This window comes from Citrobacter sp. wls615 (assembly GCF_005281355.1).
GTDB lineage: Bacteria > Pseudomonadota > Gammaproteobacteria > Enterobacterales > Enterobacteriaceae > Citrobacter > Citrobacter werkmanii.
This window is the reverse complement of the sequence record NZ_SZXM01000024.1, coordinates 1-21,742: the sequence shown is the minus strand read 5'-3', so window position 1 is coordinate 21,742 and position 21,742 is coordinate 1. Positions and strand designations below refer to the sequence as shown.

General features: G+C 50.1%; 23 protein-coding genes. 10 read left to right on the top strand and 13 right to left on the bottom strand.

The genetic code is table 11. From position 1 onward, the window contains the following. Nucleotides 1-16 precede the first annotated feature (16 nt). The 6 genes from FDX04_RS07295 to FDX04_RS07265 all read left to right on the top strand — a co-directional run bounded on the left by FDX04_RS07295 (nt 17) and on the right by FDX04_RS07265 (nt 3,936). Nucleotides 17-322 (top strand): YqjD family protein, encoded by a 306-nt coding sequence (locus tag FDX04_RS07295; RefSeq protein WP_006687949.1) that lies wholly within the window; start codon nt 17-19, stop codon nt 320-322. A gap of 2 nt (nt 323-324) precedes the next feature. Beyond that, nucleotides 325-720 (top strand): phage holin family protein, encoded by a 396-nt coding sequence (locus FDX04_RS07290; RefSeq protein ID WP_137360669.1) that lies wholly within the window; start codon nt 325-327, stop codon nt 718-720. Beyond that, complete coding sequence (locus tag FDX04_RS07285) at nt 720-1,019, top strand: YqjK-like family protein (protein ID WP_038634085.1); 300 nt, start codon at nt 720-722, stop codon at nt 1,017-1,019. The genes FDX04_RS07290 and FDX04_RS07285 overlap by 1 nt, the downstream gene beginning before the upstream one ends. 173 nt (nt 1,020-1,192) lie before the next feature. Next, nucleotides 1,193-1,585: a DoxX family protein gene (locus tag FDX04_RS07280; RefSeq protein ID WP_137360706.1), complete on the top strand. Its 393-nt coding sequence runs from the start codon at nt 1,193-1,195 to the stop codon at nt 1,583-1,585. A 71-nt stretch (nt 1,586-1,656) separates the two neighbouring features. Next, a complete protein-coding gene (yqjG, locus tag FDX04_RS07275; protein WP_137370692.1) occupies nt 1,657-2,643 on the top strand; it encodes a glutathionyl-hydroquinone reductase YqjG in 987 nt (328 codons plus the stop codon). A 927-nt stretch (nt 2,644-3,570) separates the two neighbouring features. Then, nucleotides 3,571-3,936: a DUF805 domain-containing protein gene (locus FDX04_RS07265; protein ID WP_038642883.1), complete on the top strand. Its 366-nt coding sequence runs from the start codon at nt 3,571-3,573 to the stop codon at nt 3,934-3,936. A 108-nt stretch (nt 3,937-4,044) separates the two neighbouring features. Here the strand turns inward: FDX04_RS07265 and yhaJ are convergent, their stop codons facing one another. Continuing rightward, nucleotides 4,045-4,941, bottom strand: coding sequence for a DNA-binding transcriptional regulator YhaJ (gene yhaJ, locus FDX04_RS07260; protein WP_042311140.1), 897 nt, complete (start codon nt 4,939-4,941; stop codon nt 4,045-4,047). A 104-nt stretch (nt 4,942-5,045) separates the two neighbouring features. Between yhaJ and FDX04_RS07255 the strand changes: the two genes are divergently transcribed. Then, nucleotides 5,046-5,747: a pirin family protein gene (locus FDX04_RS07255; RefSeq protein WP_042311142.1), complete on the top strand. Its 702-nt coding sequence runs from the start codon at nt 5,046-5,048 to the stop codon at nt 5,745-5,747. Between the two features lie 26 nt (nt 5,748-5,773). After that, nucleotides 5,774-5,923, top strand: a complete 150-nt coding sequence (locus FDX04_RS24135) for a hypothetical protein (RefSeq protein WP_165406919.1) — start codon at nt 5,774-5,776, stop codon at nt 5,921-5,923. Between the two features lie 54 nt (nt 5,924-5,977). On the opposite strand, the gene FDX04_RS07250 is transcribed toward FDX04_RS24135, so the two are convergent. The 10 genes from FDX04_RS07250 to FDX04_RS24420 form a co-directional block, all read right to left on the bottom strand. Beyond that, nucleotides 5,978-7,288 (bottom strand): serine dehydratase subunit alpha family protein, encoded by a 1,311-nt coding sequence (locus FDX04_RS07250; protein WP_137370691.1) that lies wholly within the window; start codon nt 7,286-7,288, stop codon nt 5,978-5,980. 24 nt (nt 7,289-7,312) lie between these two features. Then, nucleotides 7,313-8,644 (bottom strand): amino acid permease, encoded by a 1,332-nt coding sequence (locus tag FDX04_RS07245; RefSeq protein WP_038634097.1) that lies wholly within the window; start codon nt 8,642-8,644, stop codon nt 7,313-7,315. Nucleotides 8,645-9,390: 746 nt separating this feature from the next. Further along, nucleotides 9,391-10,755, bottom strand: coding sequence for an L-serine ammonia-lyase (tdcG, locus tag FDX04_RS07235; protein ID WP_042311189.1), 1,365 nt, complete (start codon nt 10,753-10,755; stop codon nt 9,391-9,393). Nucleotides 10,756-10,842: 87 nt separating this feature from the next. After that, entirely contained in the window at nt 10,843-11,238 is a 396-nt protein-coding gene (locus FDX04_RS07230; RefSeq protein ID WP_003828585.1) for an enamine/imine deaminase, read from the bottom strand. A 13-nt stretch (nt 11,239-11,251) separates the two neighbouring features. Further along, nucleotides 11,252-13,546 carry a 2-ketobutyrate formate-lyase/pyruvate formate-lyase gene (gene tdcE, locus FDX04_RS07225; RefSeq protein WP_137360665.1) on the bottom strand — a complete coding sequence of 765 codons (2,295 nt, stop codon included), beginning with the start codon at nt 13,544-13,546 and terminating at the stop codon, nt 11,252-11,254. Nucleotides 13,547-13,574: 28 nt separating this feature from the next. Beyond that, nucleotides 13,575-14,783 carry a propionate kinase gene (tdcD, locus tag FDX04_RS07220; protein WP_038634108.1) on the bottom strand — a complete coding sequence of 403 codons (1,209 nt, stop codon included), beginning with the start codon at nt 14,781-14,783 and terminating at the stop codon, nt 13,575-13,577. A 31-nt stretch (nt 14,784-14,814) separates the two neighbouring features. Beyond that, nucleotides 14,815-16,146, bottom strand: a complete 1,332-nt coding sequence (gene tdcC, locus FDX04_RS07215; protein WP_006687934.1) for a threonine/serine transporter TdcC — start codon at nt 16,144-16,146, stop codon at nt 14,815-14,817. A 22-nt stretch (nt 16,147-16,168) separates the two neighbouring features. Further along, nucleotides 16,169-17,158 carry a bifunctional threonine ammonia-lyase/L-serine ammonia-lyase TdcB gene (gene tdcB, locus FDX04_RS07210; RefSeq protein ID WP_042311192.1) on the bottom strand — a complete coding sequence of 330 codons (990 nt, stop codon included), beginning with the start codon at nt 17,156-17,158 and terminating at the stop codon, nt 16,169-16,171. Between the two features lie 98 nt (nt 17,159-17,256). Then, nucleotides 17,257-18,195, bottom strand: coding sequence for a transcriptional regulator TdcA (gene tdcA, locus FDX04_RS07205; protein ID WP_042311194.1), 939 nt, complete (start codon nt 18,193-18,195; stop codon nt 17,257-17,259). A 977-nt stretch (nt 18,196-19,172) separates the two neighbouring features. Continuing rightward, a complete protein-coding gene (locus FDX04_RS24420; protein WP_071681678.1) occupies nt 19,173-19,382 on the bottom strand; it encodes a hypothetical protein in 210 nt (69 codons plus the stop codon). A 191-nt stretch (nt 19,383-19,573) separates the two neighbouring features. On the opposite strand from FDX04_RS24420, the gene FDX04_RS07195 reads away from it, so the two are divergent. Continuing rightward, on the top strand, nt 19,574-19,819 hold the full coding sequence (locus FDX04_RS07195) for a hypothetical protein (RefSeq protein WP_057687788.1): 246 nt from the start codon (nt 19,574-19,576) through the stop codon (nt 19,817-19,819). An 11-nt stretch (nt 19,820-19,830) separates the two neighbouring features. Next, nucleotides 19,831-20,466 (top strand): zinc ribbon domain-containing protein, encoded by a 636-nt coding sequence (locus FDX04_RS24415; RefSeq protein WP_243759838.1) that lies wholly within the window; start codon nt 19,831-19,833, stop codon nt 20,464-20,466. Nucleotides 20,467-20,632: 166 nt separating this feature from the next. Here the strand turns inward: FDX04_RS24415 and FDX04_RS07185 are convergent, their stop codons facing one another. Together FDX04_RS07185 and FDX04_RS07180 are read right to left on the bottom strand one after the other, a co-directional pair. Next, nucleotides 20,633-21,157: a phase 1 flagellin transcriptional repressor gene (locus tag FDX04_RS07185; protein ID WP_096282489.1), complete on the bottom strand. Its 525-nt coding sequence runs from the start codon at nt 21,155-21,157 to the stop codon at nt 20,633-20,635. Nucleotides 21,158-21,237: 80 nt separating this feature from the next. Next, nucleotides 21,238-21,742 (bottom strand): flagellin (locus FDX04_RS07180; protein WP_256372416.1); only part of this gene is annotated, 505 nt, incomplete at its 5' end.

The following is a 21,742-nucleotide window of genomic DNA, read 5'->3' as shown; positions in this document are numbered from 1 at the left end:
TCAACTGGAGAAAACTATGTCGAAAGATAATGCTACGGACAACCTGCGCGCTGAGCTGAAATCTCTTGCGGATACGCTTGAAGAAGTACTTAGCTCCTCTGGCGATAAGTCGAAGGAAGAGATGAGTAAAATTCGCAGCAAAGCCGAACACGCCCTGCGGGAGAGCCGTCATCGCCTGAGTGAAACCAGCGATGTGATTGCCAAACAGACCCGTGAAGCCGCGGCCAAAGCCGATAACTATGTACGCGAAAACCCATGGACTGGCGTCGGGATTGGCGCTGCAGTCGGTGTGGTGCTTGGTGTACTGCTGTCGCGCCGTTAACAATGGCTGACTCTCAACACGCACAAGGTCCAGGCAAAAGCGTACTGGGTATTGGACAGCGGATCCTGACGATTCTCGTTGAGATCGTAGAAACGCGGTTGCGGCTGGCCGTCGTGGAACTGGAAGAGGAAAAATCAAATCTCATCCAGATCCTGCTGATGCTTGGGCTGACCATGCTGTTCGCGGCGTTTGGGCTGATGAGCCTGATGGTGCTTATCATCTGGGCCATTGATCCGCAATATCGCCTGAACGCAATGATTGCCACCACCGTTGTGCTGTTGGTTATGGCGCTTATTGGCGGGATATGGACTCTGCGTAAAGCGCGCGAAACAACGCTGCTACGCCATACGCGCCACGAACTCGCAAACGACAGGCAGGCCCTGGAGGATGATGCATAATGAGCAGTAAAGTCGAACGTCAACAACGTAAGGCGCAACTGCTTGGACAGATCCAGCAGCAACGGCTGGATCTGTCTGCTACTCGCCGCGACTGGCTGGAGGCCACCGAAGTCTACGATCGTGGCTGGAAAACGCTGTTGAACCTACGTGGCTGGGTGTTAGTGGGTAGCAGTATCATGGCAGTTCGTACCATTCGTAATCCTAATCTGCTGGTACGCTGGGCTAAGCGCGGTTTTAGCGTCTGGAGCATCTGGCGTCTGGTTAAAGCGACCATCAGACAGCAGCAACTGCGCGGCTAATCCCTCTCACTCCCCCTAACCTCAAAATTTTTGAAAAAATTTGACAGTTTTCCTTGCTAACAATTGTCATTAAGCACGTTTATGATTCTCTCCATCGACAGCAACGACGCGCTCTGCAGCGTCGTTGCACACAAAACAAAATAAGCCGCCTGAGTGGTTTCCTGGAGTGAATGATGAATAAATTAGAAGATGTTGGTGTACTGGTAGCGCGCATTCTGATGCCAATCCTGTTTATTTCCGCAGGCTGGGGCAAAATCACCGGATATGCGGGTACCCAACAGTATATGGAAGCCATGGGCGTGCCTGGTTTTATGTTGCCGCTGGTCATCCTGCTTGAGTTTGGCGGTGGTCTGGCAATCCTGTTCGGCTTCCTGACCCGTACTACCGCGCTGTTCACCGCAGGCTTCACGCTGCTGACAGCATTTATCTTCCACAGCAACTTTGCGGAAGGCGTGAACTCTCTGATGTTCATGAAAAACCTGACCATCGCAGGCGGTTTCCTGCTGCTGGCTATCACTGGTCCGGGCGCATTCAGCATCGACCGCGTTCTGAATAAAAAGTGGTAAGCGAGCTATACTGAACACACCAAAAAGCGAGGGGACATCTCCTCGCTTTTGCTATCTGAGGAGGCGATAAAATGGGACAACTGATTGACGGCGTATGGCATGACACCTGGTATGATACCAAATCAACCGGGGGAAAATTTCAACGTTCAGCATCGGCTTACCGCAACTGGCTCACCGCGGATGGCGCACCGGGTCCAACGGGCGAAGGGGGATTCGCTGCCGAAAAAGACCGCTATCATCTCTACGTTTCTCTGGCCTGTCCGTGGGCGCACCGTACGCTGATTTTGCGTAAGCTCAAAGGGCTGGAACCGTTTATTTCCGTCTCCGTTGTACATCCGCTGATGCTGGAAAACGGCTGGACCTTTGACGATACCTTCCCGGCTGCAATCGGCGATACGCTGTATCAACACGAGTTTCTTTACCAGCTCTATCTGCACGCCGATCCGCATTACAGCGGTAGGGTAACCGTCCCGGTGCTGTGGGATAAAAAAAATCACACCATTGTCAGCAACGAATCTGCGGAGATCATCCGCATGTTTAACACCGCTTTTGATGCTTTGGGCGCAAAAGCTGGGGATTACTATCCGCCAGCCCTGCAAAGTCAAATCGACGAGCTGAATGGCTGGATTTATGACAACGTCAATAACGGTGTGTACAAAGCCGGATTTGCCACCAGCCAGGAAGCGTACGACGACGCCGTGGAAAAAGTCTTCCAATCCCTGGCGCGACTGGAGCAAATCCTGGGGCAGCATCGCTACCTGACCGGCAACCAGTTAACAGAAGCAGATATTCGCCTGTGGACCACACTGGTACGTTTTGATCCCGTGTATGTGACCCATTTCAAGTGCGACAAACACCGGATTAGCGACTATCTGAACCTGTACGGTTTCCTGCGCGACATCTACCAGATACCGGGCATTGCGGAAACCGTCAATTTCGATCACATCCGTAATCACTACTTCCGTAGCCATAAAACCATTAACCCGACTGGTATTATTTCTGTTGGGCCGTGGCAGGACCTTAACGAACCCCACGGGCGTGACGAGCGTTTCGCATGATTTACACGGGTCTACTTTGGGGTAATGCCGATTAGTTAAGCATGTATGGCGAACATGTGATTTTTGCTCAGGGTTCCGTTCACCTCAGCGGTGTCATTTCTTTGAAACGCCGTTACCCGTGAACGTGCAAGGGAGGCTCACCGCCGCCTCCCTTGCAACCCTGGCTCCCGGCGGGAAAATCGTCGCTGCGCGATTCATTCGTTTTATGCCGTCTGCCTGTCGGGTCGGGGCCGAGCCTGCATCCCTGCAGGCCGTCCCCTCTGCCCGCACCCCTGCGGGCAGACCCGGTCAGCCGTCAACGCCTCATCGATTTTCAGCCGGACATGGGTCATCGCTTCAACGCTCTGACTTCCAGTAAAATCTGTTTTGCTGTTCAGATATATTCAAATAAAAATACAGATGGTCAGGTGTGGCTGGTCCGGCTGAAAATTGCCGACGTGTTTCCGTAAGGCCGGGAGAACCCGCAGGGATGCGGGTTCAGGGCGCGCTTTGCAAGGACGCGTCATCGCGCCCGGCCCGAAAGCCTGAAGGAATAAGCGGAGGACAAAATTGCCGGGAGCAATTTTGAACAGAGCTTACGCTGGCCCCGAAGGGGTGAGCCCCAGGGATGGGGCGAATATTCCACGAAGTGGCAATTTTCCGTGCCGGGTAAAGGGCGTGGCGGAGAACGCCCTTTACACGTTCACAGGAATCGATGTCTCAGAGAAACGATGAACATAAGGTGAACGGAACCCTTTCTCTGAGAGCGCATATTCATCACTTCTACCATACAGGCGATAGTTTCTGAAACTAAGGCGTTCACTGATAAGTATTACCCATCAGCGGGCCAAATAATTAACACATCAAATATTTACCATCATTTCATTCACGGCTATTCTTAATTTGATTACTTTAAAAACAAGTAATTGAATGCAGAACGAGGCAAAAATGGATTGGTATTTAAACGTATTAAAGAATTACTTTGGTTTTGGTGGTCGCGCACGTCGTAAAGAATACTGGATGTTTGTGCTGGTCAACATCATCTTCACGTTCGTGCTGGGTATCCTGGACAGAATGCTTGGTTGGGAACGCGCCGGAGGGGAAGGCATACTAACAACGATTTATGGGGTTCTGGTGTTTATCCCCTGGTGGGCGGTACAGTTCAGGCGTTTGCATGACACCGATCGTTCAGCCTGGTGGCTGCTGGTGCTGCTGATCCCGATCGTTGGCTGGTTGATTATCATCATTTTCAACTGTCAAAACGGGACTCAGGGGAGTAACCGCTTCGGGCCCGATCCCAAACAGTTATCCTGACGTAGCATATGTAGATGCCTGATGGCGCTGCGCTTATCAGGCCTACAACATACTCCGTCTTCCAGGCCGGATAAGGTGCTTCGCACCGCATCCGGCGTAACAGTCCGGCTATTTACCCACAAACAGTTTGGGGATTTCCCGCAGACACCAGGATTTCGCCTCACCCATACTGTCTCGCCGCCAGGCCATAATGATATCAATTTCACTTGTCGACTCAGGGCTTACTACCCGCAACCGACCAGCCGCAATATCCTCTTCCACCAGCGGGTAAGGCATCGTCGCCACACCCAGTCCGGCTAACAGCGCCTGACGTTTATCTTCTATCGAACTCACCGTCAGACGAGGTTGTTTATCCAACAGTTGCACGGTCAACACCGGACGTTCACGGGCGGTATCTGCAACCGCGATACCACGGTATTTCACGCGGGTGACTTCCGATAATGGTTCCGGCTCCTGATGGATAGGATGATCCGGTGCCGCCACATACACGTTCATCAACGAGTACAGCTTGCGCGAGTTGATTTCGGAAGATGAGCGAAAATGCATATCCGGCGCAATCACGATATCCGCTCTCCCTTGCTCCAGACGCTCCCACGCCCCGGCCAGAACTTCAGTGATAACGGAAAGCTGGGTATTGGCCTTCCCGGCAAGCCTGTCGATCAGCGGGAAAAACGCCGCCGTCGGCACCAACGCTTCGGTCACGATGGTCAGATGCGTTTCCCACCCACGCGCCAGCGCTTCGGCATCGGTAGTCAGCTTATCCGCAGCTTCCAGCAGGACGCGTCCACGCTCCAGCAGCATACGCCCGACGTTGGTGAATTTTGTGCGGTGACCTGAACGGTCAAACAAGACGACGTCCAGCTCTTCCTCCAGCTTCTGCATGGTATAGCTGAGGGCTGAAGGAACCCGCCCCAGTTCATCTGCCGCGGCGGCAAAGCTACCGCGTCTGTCTATTGCGTCCATGACGCGTAACGCTTCAAGCGTTAAAGCCCTTTCTTTGGCCATCTCGTTCTCATTCAGGAAATTTGAACATACCAGGCAGAATATCTGGCTAACAATGCAGCGTCTAGCCATTTAACATAAAAGGAAGTAAAGAGAGGTCAAGAACTATGATTACTACCCGTACAGCCAAACAATGCGGACAGGCAGACTACGGCTGGCTGCAGGCCCGTTATACCTTCTCCTTTGGACACTATTTTGATCCTAAACTGCTGGGTTATGCCTCGCTGCGAGTTCTGAACCAGGAAGTTCTGGCACCGGGGGCCTCTTTCCAGCCACGTACCTATCCGAAGGTAGATATCGTCAACCTGATCCTCGAAGGGGAAGCTGAGTACCGCGACAGCGAAGGCAACCATATCCAGGCTAAAGCGGGCGAAGTGCTATTGCTCGCGACACAGCCCGGGATCAGCTATAGCGAACACAATATCAGCAAAGATAAGCCGTTAACCAGAATGCAGCTCTGGCTGGATGCCTGCCCGCAGCGTGAAAATGCCTGCGTGCAGAAAGCCATGCTGAGTGCCGGTAAGCATCAACTGCTGGCCTCGCCGGACGGTGAGCAAGGCAGCCTGCATCTGCGCCAACAGGTTTGGGTGCATCATGTTGAGCTGCAACAAGGCGAATCGCTCAGTTTTCAGTTACATGGGCCTCGCGCTTATCTCCAGTCGATCCACGGCAGATTCCATGCGGTGACGGCTGGAGCCGAAAAAGAAGCCCTCACCTGCGGCGATGGCGCATTTATTCGTGACGAAACTAACATAACGTTAGTCGCCGATACCCCGCTACGTGCTTTGCTGATAGATTTGCCCGTATAGTCATGGAAAACAATGGAGTACGACTATTGAGCAAGAAAAAAACAAAAAAACGCCAGCCGCAGGTTGAGCCGCAAAAACAGGACACGGCGACTTTCGGTTATGAAGAAATGCTGACAGAACTGGAAGCGATTGTGGCCGATGCCGAGCTACGGCTCGAAGACGAAGAAGCCGCCTGAAAAGGCGGCTCAGGCTGATGCCGGGTAGCGGCTGCGCCTTACCCAGCCTACAGATTAATGCGCTTTACTGGCCATGATCTCAATGATCTGCTTGTCGGTTTCCTGCATTGACCGACACGCCAGTGCGCACAGGTTAGTGATAGATTGCTCCACATTATGCGCCACAATCCCTTCGTTACCCGTTACAGCAGTATCGTCCAGAGCCATCAGCACCGCTTTCCACGCCGCAGATGCGCTGGTTGAGACTTTCATCGCGCAGCTGTTTGAGGCGCCATCGCAAATCATTCCGCTCACGTCGCCAATCATGCTGCTGATCGCCATCGCTATGGTGTTGTAGCGCCCATCGACAATCCATGCCATACCCGCCGCAGCGCCCATCGCCGCCGTGGTTGCCGCACACAGTGCGGACAAACGTGGAAGCTGATGATGGATGTAGATTGCGCTCAGGTGAGACAGCATCAGCGCACGCGCCAGTTTTTCCTCATCCGCGCCAAAGTGCTCAGCAACCACCATCACCGGAACAGTGGCGGTAATACCCTGATTACCGGAGCCGGAATTACTCATCGCTGGCAGCGTCGCCCCGCCCATTCGCGCATCCGATGCCGCACTGGTACGGATCAGAATGGCGGTAGATAGATCGTCTGCCAGCAGGCCTCGCGCGCACTGCTTCTCAAGCGTGGTTCCGATGTGCAAACCCCAGTTACCGCGCAGCCCTTCCTGAGACAACGCCCCGTTCAGTTTTGCCGCATCGAGAATAAAGCGGATTGACGCAAACGGCACCGCATTCACAAACGCCAGAATCTCTTCCAGCGACGTGTGAGACAGCACCGCCAGCGGTGATTCCTGCTCCTCTTCCTGAGTGCTCTCTTCTGTCGCGAACACCACGCCTGTGTTGGTTTCAATGCGCACAACGTTGGTATGGCCGCCAACAATGGTCACGCACGCCCATCCTTCAGCGCTGTACACTTTCGCACGGGAAAAAAGAATATCTTCGCAAGGCTCTTGCAGCATCACCGTAACCTTCCCGGCGCTCAGCATCGCTTTGGCCTGCGCCACCGCCTCAGCCGAAGCGTCTTTCAGCACTTCCAGCCCGGCTTTGGCGTTACCACCGATCGCGCCCAGCGCGGCGGCAATCGGTAACCCCACCATGCCAGTCCCCGGAACGGTCACACCCAGGCCATTTTTCATCAGGTTTGGCGAGACCCACGCATCAATGCGTTCAACCGCGCCGTCCAGCTCAGACGATGCGACCGCCGCCGCCAGAGCCAGAGAGATAGGTTCCGTGCAGCCCAGCGCGGGCTTCACTTCTTCCTGCACTGCGCGAATAAAACTATCCCATAATGGATTCAATGTAGTCTCAAACATAACAACAACCTTTGCTCAGATAACTCAGGAAAATGCCAGGAACGGAGAAACGCACAGCAGCAAGCCCGTGATAATAATCAGATACAGGGAAGCGCCTTTGTATTTGTGCAGTGCAGGAACTTTGTAGACCAGCCACGCCGGGATCAGACAACCCACCATGCCGAAGATTGGACTACAAATAGACGTGAAGCTCAGTACCGGCGCATTGAGCACAATTGCGCTCCAGGCCAGCAGAATGGCGAAAACCATAATGCCGCGCTGCACCAGGGTTTCATTGATTTTCTCGGCTGGCATTTTACGGCGCAGCACGTTCATCACGATCCCCTGAGTAGCTTCACGGAAGCCTAAATAGACGCCGAAGAAGGCAGTCATTACGGCAAAGATGTTCAGGATAACGCTGACGATTTTCACCCAACCAGCACCATCGCCGCTGATAAACTGCGCAGCAATCGCCAGAGCGGAAATGTTCTGCTCATAGGCTTTAACCGCTTCGTCGTGGCCCATCGCCAGCGTGAAGGAAACGGCGTAGAAAAAGACCGTAACGAACAGAATACCAAACGCGATATTCATAGCGCGCAGCGCTTTATGACGCGCCACCTCAATGGATTTTTCGCGAGAACGATATGAGATAACCATTGGGCTAAGAGTCTGAATAAACAGAATCGAGGTCAGCGTAAACGGCAGCGTGATAATCGCGTTTTTGATCAGCAGCGCCATCGGCGGCAGCGAACCTACGTTATATAAATGCCACATCCCTACCATCGACACGCCAAGCGCCGCTACCACCAGCAGCTTGGTCAGTACCATACCGGTAGAAATTTTAAACAGCAGTTTTTCCCCGCGAGACGAGATGGCCACCAGGATGCAAATCAGCACCAGGCCATAGAACGGGCTGTCGGACAGTAAGCCTTCAGTTACGCCAAACGTGTGCAGATAGGAGGCGCTGTCGTTAGTGATGGCGGTGGAATAGACGAACATCCAGATGACCAGCATCACAAAATACAATGCACCCAACAGGATGCCCCAGTTTTTACCCAGGTAGCCGCTGATCACGCTCGGGTAGTCTTTGCATTCTGGGGATTCAGCCAGCGTATTGATAAACAGACGCTGGAACAGATACATGGCAGGGTAGCCGATGATAGAGGAGAGTAAGAATACCCACAGCCCCATCAGTCCTACCTGGACGGGAAGAAAAACAATCCCCGCGCCGATTGCCATACCGATACTCATAATGACCCAGCCGGTGTCCGTACTGTCGAATTTAATGGCTTCGCGCCATTCGCTTTCGGTCATTCCCGCCCGACGTGCCGGAGCAGATGCGTCGAGTATTACGCTGCTATTCGTTGCCGTTTCCATAATTTCCCGCTCAATGTGTAGGTAGAGGTTTTTTTATTTTTTTCGTACTGCTTAATGCGATACGCAGTACATAAGGTGCAGGTGAGCTATTGGAGTAATGAAGAAATCATACGCGCAGGATCAGAGAAAAACTTCACAAACAAACCCCTGTAATTTCTAAAAGTTAAGAAATATTTTCTCTTTTATATGCATATGTGGGATTTAAATTCTATATTTGAAGCAGATCACAACAAAAAAATGCGCACTAAAGTGCTAATGCTGATCAGTTAACACCTCACCTTCTGCGTTTTTTGTTAAAACAGCAAAACAGATTTAACTGGAAGTCAGAGCGTTGAAGCGATGACCCCGGTCCGGCTGAAAATCGATGAGGCGTTGACGGCTGACCGGGACTGCCCGCAGGGATGCGGGCAGAGGGGACGGCCTGCAGGGATGCAGGCTCGGCCCCGACCCGACAGGCAGACGGAATAAGACGAATAGCTCGCGCAGCGACGATTTTCCCGCCGGGAGCCTGGGATGCAAGGGAGGCGGCGGTGAGCCTCCCTTGCACGTTCACGGGTAACTGCGTTTCAGAAAAATGACAGCGCTGAGGTGAACGGAACCCTGAGTAAGAATCACATGTTCTCCATACATGCTTAACTGAGCGAAATTACACTAAAGTGCACCTTTTCTATCATGCCAAATTGATGGACTCATTGCCGGATGGCGGAGCTTACGCCTTATCCGGCCTACAAACGCACCCTTTCATCTCAGGTACAAACCACTTTAATCGCCAGGCCACCGCGCGAAGTTTCACGGTACTTGTCATTCATATCTTTGCCCGTTTCGTACATGGTCTCGATCACTTTATCGAGCGAAACGCGTGGCTCAGACGTCCGACGTAACGCCATACGCGCGGCGTTAACGGCTTTTACCGCGTTGATCGCGTTGCGTTCGATGCACGGTATTTGCACCTGTCCGGCGACCGGGTCGCAGGTCAGCCCCAGGTTATGCTCCATGGCGATTTCCGCCGCAATGCATACCTGCGCAGGGCTACCGCCAAGCAACTCCGTCAGCCCGGCTGCCGCCATGGAACAGGCTACGCCAATCTCTCCCTGACAGCCCACTTCGGCACCAGAAATAGAGGCATTCATCTTATACAGCGCGCCTATCGCTCCTGCTGCCAGCAAATATCGGGCAATCGAGTTCGCATTCACCGGACGGCGGAATTTGTCGTAATAGGCCAGCACGGCGGGAATTATCCCGCATGCGCCGTTGGTTGGCGCGGTAACAACCCGACACCCGGCGGCGTTTTCTTCGCTCACGGCCAGCGCGAACATGTTGATCCAGTCGATCACGTTCATCGGGTCACTGGACAGATTATCACTGGAAACCAACAGTCGCCGCAGCGCCACGGCGCGACGCGGGACGTTCAGCGGGCCCGGCAGGACGCCTTCGGTGTTCATGCCGCGCTCAATCCCGGCGTGCATGACGTCCCAGATGGCGGCAAAACCAGCATCGATTTCCTCTTTGCTGCGCATCGCCAGTTCGTTTTGCATCATCAGGCCGGAAACAGACAGCCCGTTGCGCTCGCACAGCTTCAGCAGTTCGCTGGCGGAATGAAAATTGTAGGGTACGGGTGTTTCAACGTCATGCACCTGACCAAATTGCTCCTCTTCGACGATAAAACCGCCGCCGATGGAGTAATAGGTTTTACTTAACAGTGTCTCGTTACCATGCCACGCGGTAATACGCATACCATTTTCATGGCGCGGCAGCGTTTCGCTATGAAAGAGAATATTTTCGTCTGGGGAGAAATCGACAATATGCGTACCCTGAGCAACCGGCAAACGTCCGGTACGGGCCACTTCCTGAGTAAAACCAGGGATTGAATCTATATTAACGTTTTGCGGACTGTTACCGGCCAGTCCCATCATGATGGCGACGTCTGTCGCATGACCTTTGCCGGTCAGAGAGAGCGATCCATAAAGATCGACCACGATATGCGTGGTCCTGAAGAGTTCCCCGCTGCTGACCAACAGATCGATAAAGCTTTTACCTGCGTTCATTGGCCCCACGGTATGGGAGCTGGAAGGTCCAATGCCAATCTTGAAAATATCGAATGCGCTAATCATATCCACACCCTCGGATTGCCGTTCAGTGAAGACCAGGTTTCACACTCATTAAGGATCGGGGCGATCCTGCGATCGCCCCGCAAGGGATTACAGCGTATCGCCACGCACGGCGATGGCTTCAATCTCCAGCTTCACATCCTTTGGTAAGCGGGCGACCTGTACGCAGCTGCGCGTAGGGTAGATTGCCTTGTGCTCATCAAAAAACTGCTGGTACACCTGGTTAATGGTGGCGAAGTCGTTCAGGTCAGAAACGAAAACGGTGGTCTTGACGATATCGCTCACCTTCAAACCGGCGGACTCGACAATCGCTTTCACGTTTTCCAGGCTTTGACGCGCCTGATCGGCCACGTTTTCTGCCACTTCACCGGTCTGTGGACACACCGGAATCTGACCTGAGGTCAACACCATACTGCCCAGATCCACACCCTGTACGTAAGGTCCAATCGCCCCTGGCGCACATTCGGTTGCAATAACTTTTCTCATAACCCCTCCGGCGTTACAGCGCCTGGGTGAAAGTACGTGAAATAACGTCCTGCTGCTGTTCGCGGGTCAGCGCGTTGAAGCGCACCGCATAACCAGACACGCGGATCGTCAGGTTCGGATAGTTTTCCGGGTGCTCAATGGCATCCATCAACATTTCACGGTTCATAACGTTAACGTTCAGATGCTGCCCACCTTCCACATGCGCTTCATGGTGGAAGTAACCATCCAGCAGCCCGACCAGGTTGGTTTTACGCACGCTATCTTCTTTGCCCAGCGCAGCCGGCACAATGGAGAAGGTGTACGAAATACCGTCTTTGGCATAGGTAAACGGCAGTTTGGCGACCGAGGTTAACGACGCCACCGCACCTTTGCGATCGCGGCCGTGCATCGGGTTTGCCCCTGGCGCAAACGGCGTACCTGCGCGACGTCCATCCGGCGTGTTACCTGTTTTCTGGCCGTACACCACGTTGGAGGTGATGGTCAGAATGGACTGCGTCGGCACCGCGTTACGGTAGGTTGGCAACACCTTAATTTTTTTCATAAAGCGTTCGACCAGGTCGCAGGCAATGCTGTCTACGCGCTCGTCGTTGTTACCGTATTGCGGATAGTCGCCTTCGATTTCAAAATCGATCGCCAGACCGTTTTCATCACGAATCGGTTTCACGCGGGCGTATTTGATAGCCGACAGCGAATCCGCCGCCACGGACAGCCCCGCCATTCCACAGGCCATCGTGCGATAAACATCACGATCGTGCAGCGCCATCAGCGAAGCTTCATAGCTGTACTTGTCGTGCATGTAGTGGATGATGTTCAACGCGCTGATGTACTGCACGGCCAGCCAGTCCATAAAGTGGTCCAGGCTCTCCATCACCGTGTCGTAATCCAACACGTCATCCATCAGCGGCGCAGTTTTCGGTCCGACCTGGATTTTTAGTTTCTCATCCACACCGCCGTTGATTGCGTACAGCAACGTTTTGGCGAGGTTGGCGCGCGCACCGAAGAACTGCATTTGCTTGCCGATAACCATCGGGCTGACACAGCAGGCAATGGCATAGTCATCGCTGTTAAAGTCAGTACGCATCAGATCATCGTTTTCGTACTGTAAAGACGAGGTGATGATGGACACCTGAGCGGCATATTTTTTGAAGGCAATCGGTAGCTGCTCGGACCACAGTACCGTCAGGTTCGGCTCAGGCGCCGGCCCCATGGTGTGTAGCGTATGCAGGTAGCGGAACGAGTTTTTGGTCACCAGCGTACGACCATCCAGCCCCATACCACCGATGACTTCGGTCGCCCAGATAGGGTCGCCAGAGAACAGGGTGTCGAATTCCGGCGTACGCAGGAAGCGCACCATACGGATCTTCATAATGAAGTGGTCGATCAGCTCCTGCGCCTGCTGCTCGTTTAAAATTCCCGCTTTGAAGTCGCGCTCAATGTAGATGTCGAGGAACGAAGCGGTACGGCCCAGCGACATAGCGCCGCCGTTCTGCGATTTCACCGCAGCCAGGTAAGCAAAGTAGACCCACTGCACCGCTTCCTGTGCATTACGTGCCGGACGAGAGATATCGCAGCCGTATTTCGCTGCCATTTCCTGCATTTGCAGCAGAGCGCGACGGTGTTCTGACAGTTCTTCACGCAGACGAATCGTGGCTTCAAGATTCTGCCCCCACTCCAGATTCGACTGAAGATCGGCAAACTGCAGTTCACGCTCACGCACCAGGTAGCGGATACCGTACAGCGCAACGCGGCGGTAGTCACCGATGATGCGGCCACGACCATAGCCGTCCGGCAGACCGGTCAGTACGCCGGATTTACGGCAGCGCAGCATATCCGGAGAGTAGGCATCGAATACGCCCTGGTTGTGGGTCTTACGCAGGTCAGTAAACAGGTATTCAAAATTAGCATCCATCTCACGACCATAAGCATCAAAAGAGCTTTTGATCATGTTGATGCCGCCAAACGGATGCAGGGCGCGCTTGAGCGGCGCATCCGTTTGCAGACCGACGATTTTTTCCAGTTCTTGTTCAATATAACCGGCGTCATGCGCGGTTATCGTGGTGGCAATATTGGTATCGAAATCAACCGGCGCATGGGTCGAGTTTTCAATACGGATGCCCGCCATAACTTTTTCCCACAACGCCGTAGTTGCTGGCGTTGCTTCGGCGAGGAAAGATTCATCCCCTTCATAAGGCGTGTAGTTGTGCTGAATAAAATCACGGACATTAATTTCTTCTTTCCAGTCCGTACCTTTAAAGCCATTCCAGGCTTCGGCATACAGCATATCGCTGGTATCGATATTTACCTTCATGAAAAATAATCTCTCTGCTGAAAATTAATTATGCAAATGCTACTGGGATATTAATTTTGCCTAACGCAATGGCATCACGAGCAATCATTTTCTCTTCATTTGTGGGAATCACCGCACAAATAACACGAGCATCCTTATTAGAGATAATTCTTTCGCCATGGGAATTTGGCAGACTATTCATCTCGCTATCGATATTTACACCTAAAACGGCCAAATGCTCGATAACCAAACGGCGAATTAATACTGAGTTCTCACCGATTCCGCCGGTGAAAATAATGCCATCAAGACGATGCAGCGATGCGGCATGTCCGGCGATGTGACGCGCAATACGATGCACAAACGTTTTAATCGCCAATTGCGCGCGCTCATGTCCTTCGTGCCAGGCTTTTTCTAACGTACGTAAGTCAGAGGACAGACCGGAAATACCCAGCAAACCGGACTCTTTATTCACTACGCGCTCAAGGTCGCCGAGCGTCTGGTTGGTTTCAGCGGCAATCCACGCCATCGCGCCGAAATCCACGTCGCCGCTGCGTGTGCCCATCATCAGCCCTTCCAGCGGCGTCATGCCCATCGAGGTATCAACGCTCTGCCCGTTACGTACCGCACAGATAGACGCGCCGTTGCCCAGATGCGCCACAACCAGACCAGAATCATCATTCTGCAGATCCAGAAGTTCATGCGCTCGTTGCGAAACATAGCGATGCGACGTGCCGTGGAAACCGTAACGACGAACGCCTAACTCCTCAAAATATTTCCACGGTAAACCGTACAGATAGGCTTCTGGGGCCATCGTCTGGTGGAAGCTGGTATCAAATACCGCGACCTGCTGCACGCCTGGGAAAAGGTGCTGAGCAGATTCAATCCCGCTCAGGTTCGCATAATTATGTAGCGGTGCTAATGGCGATACCCGGCGAATATTGTCGATAACTTCCTCAGTAATAATTGCTGATTCGGTAAAGATATTTCCGCCGTGGGCAATGCGGTGGCCAATTAAGGCCACACTGTCCATTAAATTACGTTTTTCCAGTTCAACGGCAATCGCTTTTAATGCGTCTTCGTAGCTGTGGTGAGCCAGCTTCGCTGGCTCTCCTCCATTAATTGCTATGAACGCATTTTCAGAGTTAATACCGTCTGCAATTCCCGCCATTAAAACTTCGCAGTTTGCTGCATCGAGCACTGAGAATTTAATGGAAGATGAACCACAGTTAATAACCAGTACTACCGGAAACTCATTCATTTCACTACTCCGCTCATCCTGAGCTTAAGGATTAAAACAGTTTGTAGACAATGTTCAGGATGGTCAGCAGACCAATCACGGTAACAAACACGTTATCCAGACGGCCACGGTATTTCGCCAGTGATGGCGCTTTACGGATGGCATACATCGGCAGCAGGCAGAGCAGAGAGGCAATAATCGGCGCGCCCATTGCTTCAATCAGGTCCAGGATGTTCGGGTTGGCGTATGCCACAACCCAGGTGGAACCCATGATGAAGATCATGCTGATGGTGTTGAGCTTGCCCATGGAAACTTTGGTTTTATCGCCTTTGTAACCAAACTTCAGCACCAGACCGTTCAGACCTTCCAACGTCCCCAGATAGTGGCCGAAGAAAGATTTGAAGATAGCAACCAGGGCGATGATTGAAGCACCGTATTCCAGAATGGTGGCGAAGGTAGACTTCGTACCGGACAGTGAAGCGAAGTGGTTCGCCAGGTAAGACAGCACTGGAATGTTTTGCGCTTTCGCATCCGCCATGTTTGCCGGAGAGAGCGTGAACAGGCAGCTAAAGGCGAAGAACATTACTACCGCAACCATCAGCATACTGGCGCGGGAGATGATTTTAGAACATTTCTGCTCGGTGAATTCGCGACCGTAATCTTTCTCATACTCTTCGCGTTTAGAGACTACGAAAGAAGAAACGATTGGCGAGAAGTTGAAAGAGAACACCATGATGGAAATACCCAGCCATACGGTAACCAGGATGCCGTCATGGCCAGTCAGGGCGATATTGCTGATATCCACCTGATCGATAACCGCAGAGTTCCAGTAAGGAATCAGCGACAGAGAGATAAGCACCAGGCTGGCAATGAACGGCCATACCAGGTAGCTCATCACTTTAACCATCAGATCTTTACCAAACCAGATGACGAATGCCATCAGCAACAACAGGAACAGCGCCACGAAGCCACGGTTCAATGCTGGCATCTGCAGCTGGTTTTCCCAGAAGGTCATAAAGGTGTTGGTAATGGTGACGCCATAAATCCACAGCAGCGGACAAATCGCAAAGAAGTAGAGGAACGTGATAACCACGCCGCCCGTTTTACCAAAGTGTTCTTCAACCGTTTCTGTGATGTTACCGGAAGGGTTAGAACCGGAAAGACACAGGCGTGCCAGCGCACGGTGGCAATAGAAAGCGATGGGGTATGCTAACACCAGCATGATCAGAATGGGGATCAGTCCGCCAAAACCTGCGCGGATAGGGAAGAACAGCACCCCTGCGCCGATGGCTGTACCAAATAAACCCAGTGTCCAGGTGGTGTCCGATTTGCGCCAGGACGACTGCTTTGTCTGGCTGGATACAATGCTATCAGTAGTACTCATATCCTATCCTCAACGAAGTATATTAAGCGTCAACTAAACCAGTAATTTGAGATACACGAGAAAGATCGATATTACCGCCAGAAATAATGCTGACTGTTTTTCTGTTCTGGATATAGCTATCTAATTTCCCGCTTAATAATGCTGCGCATGCCAGCGCACCGGCACCTTCAGTCACAACTTTATTTCGCTGAATTAATGCCACCATGCTGTTGCGAATTTCATCTTCGCTGACCAGGACAATGTCATCCACCAACTCACGAACGATTTCATACGTTAAAGTACCCGGGCGAGAGACGTCACAACCATCCGCCAGGGTGCCGGTCGTTCGGTGCGTGGTTATTTCTCCAGCGCGGAAAGAAGCCGCCATGCCGTGAACGTTTTCAGACTGTACGCCAATAATTTTAATGGTCGGGTTAATAGATTTAATTGCCACCGCAATACCTGCAATCAGTCCGCCGCCGCCAATTGGCACAATCACGTTATCGACATCGTACAGATCTTCCAGAATTTCCAGACCAATAGTGCCCTGACCGGCAATCACTTTCGGGTCATCATAGGGCGGAATAAAGATACGGCCTTCCGTTTCCACAATCTCGCTAACCTTCGCGATAGTGTCGTTGAAGTTATCACCGTGCAGCACAACTTCCGCGGAATAATCGCAGGTTGCCGCCACTTTAGACTTCGGCGCGCCTTTCGGCATCACCACTTTGCCGTCAATTCCGAGCATGGCGCAGGAGAGAGAAACCCCTTGCGCATGGTTCCCTGCAGAGCAAGCCACCACGCCTTTACATCTTTCCGCTTCGGTTAATGAACTGAGCTTGTTAAAAGCGCCGCGGATTTTAAATGAACCGGTACGCTGCATATTTTCAAACTTGAGGAAAATTTCCCCTTTGCAACGTTCACTAAAATAGTTAGAGCGAGGCATTCCCGTTTTATATATTTTCCCCGCCAGTCTTTTTTTCGCTTCGAGGATATCTTCAATTGCAACTGGGAGATCGTATGTAATGTGCATTAGAACCTCTTACCTGGGTATTAAATTAAATAGATAGCCGTAACCATTGTCAGATATAGACAGATGGCGTTGAGTCCGTGTTAAAACAAATTCAATCTTTAATCAACTTCAATTAATTGCCTTCGTCTTCGACAATTATATGATGAATATTCTTTGGCTAATTCCACCAAAATAGATGCTGCTTTTTTAATTCGATAATTTTTCGACCACACGGCGGCATAACGCGCGACGGGTAACGTCTCTTGTACCGGGATAGTAATAAACTGGTTTGAGCCAAACGGTGTGGTCATATCACAGGGAATTACAGTTAAGAAATCAGCATTGAGAACAAGATTATAAATGGTGACGACGGAGTCAGTATTAACGATGTTTTCACTGCTGATGCCATTATTTTGTAACGTAGTTAGAAGTTCGCGGTAGTATCCCATATTCGTTTGTGGCAACACCCACTGTTCGTTTTTCAACGCGCTCAGCGAGGTGATGCCGGTGCATGTTCGGGACTTGCTGGCGACCAGTATAAAGTCTGACTCAAAGAGCGGCTCAACATGGAGATCCTGTAGTTTCATCTCATCACTCAGCGTACCGATAGCGAAGTCGAGGCGCCCATCACGAAGCGCGGGTAAGAACGAGGAGAGCTGCGCTTCATACATGGAAACCTGCGCCTTCGGAAACACCTCTTTAAATTTTTTAATCATGCCGGACATGATGGTGAAGGCGATCAGTGAAGGAAAGCCAAACGACACATCAACCACCGCGTTACTCGTCATGCTGTTCATCTCATCAACCATGTTTTTCATTTCACGAGTAATGGATTCAGACCATGAGAGCATCACCTGGCCTGCCTGAGTCAAAGTAACACCGGTATTTTTACGCACCACTAACTCAATACCAAAATAAGCCTCAACATCATTAATGATTTTGCTGACCGCTGGTTGAGTTAAACCTAATTCTTTTGCAGCCGAACCGATAGAACCACTTCTAATGACTTCCTGAAAGACCACTAAGTGCTGTGTTTTAGGGAGAGAAATAGTATTCATATCGTCCTGCTCTAATAACTTTGTTGACGGCAGGAAGTGTACCAAATTAAGCAAACGAGGATATGTGCGACCACTCACAAATCCCCTTCCATTACGTTTTGTAAGATTATTATTAAATTGATAATTGCTTATTAATCATATAGATAGAAAATATCGATCTCACTTAACCCTGACTTTAATCAAAAAAAGATGGGGGGATAACGATTTTTTATGGCTATAACGACATCATTTTATCTGTTATTTCTTCGAACCATGAAAGGCTATATTTCAATCAATTACAGAGTAATTACCGGTAAAAAATGCGTTTAAATTTAATAAGTAATTTATCAAATATAATTATATTTTATCGTTTATGGTGTTTAAATAACGCCATGCATCACATTTTTTTGCCTTGTTTGTTTGTAAAAAAACATTACATTTATCAATATTTAAACCAATAAAAACAAACCGTCATCATATGCAACATTATATTAACACTAATTTTGCGCACTTTGTCAGCAACTAATTTTGTGATGGCGATCGATTGCGCGTGATTATTCTCGATAAAAACGTATCGCATAGCGTTTTGTGTTGTGCATCACAAAACAAGAAATATCCCGAGAGACATTTCCTCTTATAAAAGAAGTCAGGAACATTAATAAGAACGAAATAAAGGTTAGATGAGTGGGAAATAAACGTCGGATTTGTGGTGAATCTATCGCAACGCTATCAGGAAAACATTTGCCGGATGGCGGCGTAACCACCTTATCCAGCCTACAAAACCCGTTCCATACACCCAGTAGGCCTGATAAGCGCAGCGCCATCAGGCATGACAACCTACTCAGAAAGCAAAAACCCCGCCGAAGCGGGGTTTTATAAAGAGTGAAGCTGACCGATAAGTCAGGAAAAATCAACCATACGTCAGGCATCTGTGGCGTTTGTGTTGTCTTGTATCACAGACTGTATCCCACTTTGTATCACAACGATAGTCCTGAAATTTACTCGCTATCAGCCGTGTCGAAGCTTTTGCTGTACGGGCAATGTTTCGACTTCGTGATATAGGTAAACGTGTAAATGCTATTGCTATAAACACAGAGAGTCCGACCATTTTCCATCGTCGATTGATCTGGGTTACTCATCGTTATTCGACCCGCGCTGGCGTTAAACGGCAACAACAAACTGCAAAACATCAATACAGAACCTTTCATCCTTAACCCCTCAATGTTCGTTTTTCACCAATCACGACTACTTAGCAATCTTCAATCTCCTTAGACGATTATAGTAACCATGTTGATCAATTTTACCGATCAATTTTATAGAATCGATCGATTAAAGTAATTTAATAACATCCATGTGTTTGCCTATGGTTCACAAACTTTACTCAACTAATGAGGCTGTTATGAAAAAGATTGTTGCGGTATTTCTGGGGGTTAGCATGTCCAATTGCGTGCTGGCGAGTGATGGATCGCCTGAACTGAAATCAGAAAGCCAGGCTGTTATTCGTAATGCTGGTTATCAATGTGACAAAGTGAATGGTGTCTTCCCTGCTGCTTTTGGTGGCTCAGTCACTGTGTTCTGCGATGACGTATATCAGTACATAATTAAGGACAAAGGCGGGCGGTATACCGTCGAAGTTAATGATTAAGGACTTGTATCATGGCAATGAGGTCTTGCAGAGAGTGTGGGCAGAAGGTTTCTTCAGAAGCGAAAGTGTGTCCAGGTTGTGGTGTTAAAAAACCATATCAGTCTCCCGTGAGAGGATTCATTTTTTTAGGTTTCATCGCAAGCGCGATTTATAAAGGATGTAGTGGCGGAGGTAGCGAGAATACGGGGAACTCCTATTACTCGAATGATGTAGCTAGCAACGATGCCCCAACAAGCCAGCCATTTGTTGCGCCTGAAACTGCAAAGGTAAAGAAAGCTGCGTCGGTGAACCTTATGCCAGTATCAACTACACCATTCACTCAATCTCAAGTCTGTAAGGCAGCAATTGCAGGTATGTTTGGTAAGAATGTGGGTAAAACTCAAGTAGCCAAAACGAAAACGGCTGGAGTGTTTACTGTTTCATACATCCGCCCTTCGGATAACCAGCGTTTTTCATTCGACTGTAAATTATCTGATAACAACGTGATTTGGAAAGAGTCAAGTCAAAGTTCTAACCGTTGGCGGGGCACTGGTAATGTTGAATTTAATGTGGTGTTTATGGTTCGAGATAACGAACTCACAGTGAAAGAGTTACACGCGGACTCTGACGATGTAACGTACAAATTCAGAATGAAAGATTTCCGATGACCCATCTCAGGGGCTGCATCTAGCGGCCTCCTTTCGTAACGTCATGTTGAAAACAAAACAAGATATAAGATCAGCTAAACGGCTCCATATTTATTGAATTAGTTACTCATTCTCTTGACCAAATATCCTTTTGAAAATATTGATAACCAACTGATAATATGAAGGTTTAATCAGAGTAATCTGAGGAGGTTATTCTGCTAACCCAGTCAAACATGATCTGCATATGGTTGCCATTAGGTCTAATCATTCCGACTTGACAAGCATTAACGCCAGTTGTTTCCCCTATCAGAATACGCCCATCTAGCATATGTACTTTTATACCCACCCCTTGTTTAAAGCACTTATTGCAGATAGAGAAAAAGTCTTTCCTTGTTGGGTCACATGGCTGAACATTAAAAACATCAGCAGCAATAAGTCTTGCGGTTAAACTTTCGCCAATCGGCAATTCTTCGAGTGATGCGAGAAACTCAAGTTTTACCTCAATCCTATTGCTTCCCTTAGCTTCATCAGATGCCAAGATCATATTTTCTTTCTGATTAAACTTTGAAATATAACCGATTATTGATTGCCCGTTGCCGCTTACCAACTTTACAGGATAATCATTGAAGCGTAGAAATTGTATCCTGCGAGCAAGCATAGAATATTCCCGAGGCCATTTTTCCGCTTCTCGACCATATGAGATGTCATTCATAACTGTTGTACCTTAGAACCAGTTTTAGCACATTAAACAAAAAAGCCCCGCAATCACGGGGCTTAGTACTATAAACTATATTAACGCAGCAGAGACAGTACGTTCTGGGTCGTCTGGTTTGCTTGTGCCAGAACAGAAGTACCCGCTTGTTGCAGGATCTGTGCACGAGACATGTTAGATACTTCGGTCGCGTAATCAGCATCTTCGATACGGCTACGGGCAGAAGTCAGGTTGTTAACAGTGTTGCCCAGGTTAGTGATGGTAGAATCGAAACGGTTCTGTACCGCACCCAGGTCTGAACGCAGAGCGTCAACTTTAGCCAAAGCATTATCCAGCGCTTTCAGCGGATCCTCAGTCGCTACAGATTTGGTTTTCGCTTCAGTCGTCATCTTCCCATCAGCAGTCTGGTAAATAATTGAGCCAGTACCATTTGTTACTGCGCCATTTGCATGGGCAAAGTAGTTCACAATCTCTTTATCAGTGGTAGTAATTTTACCGTCCTGACCCACAAAGGCTGCCACTGCCGTTGGTCCAGTAGTCTTGTCATTGTCGTATTTAACAACACCACCAGCTACAGTAAACTCT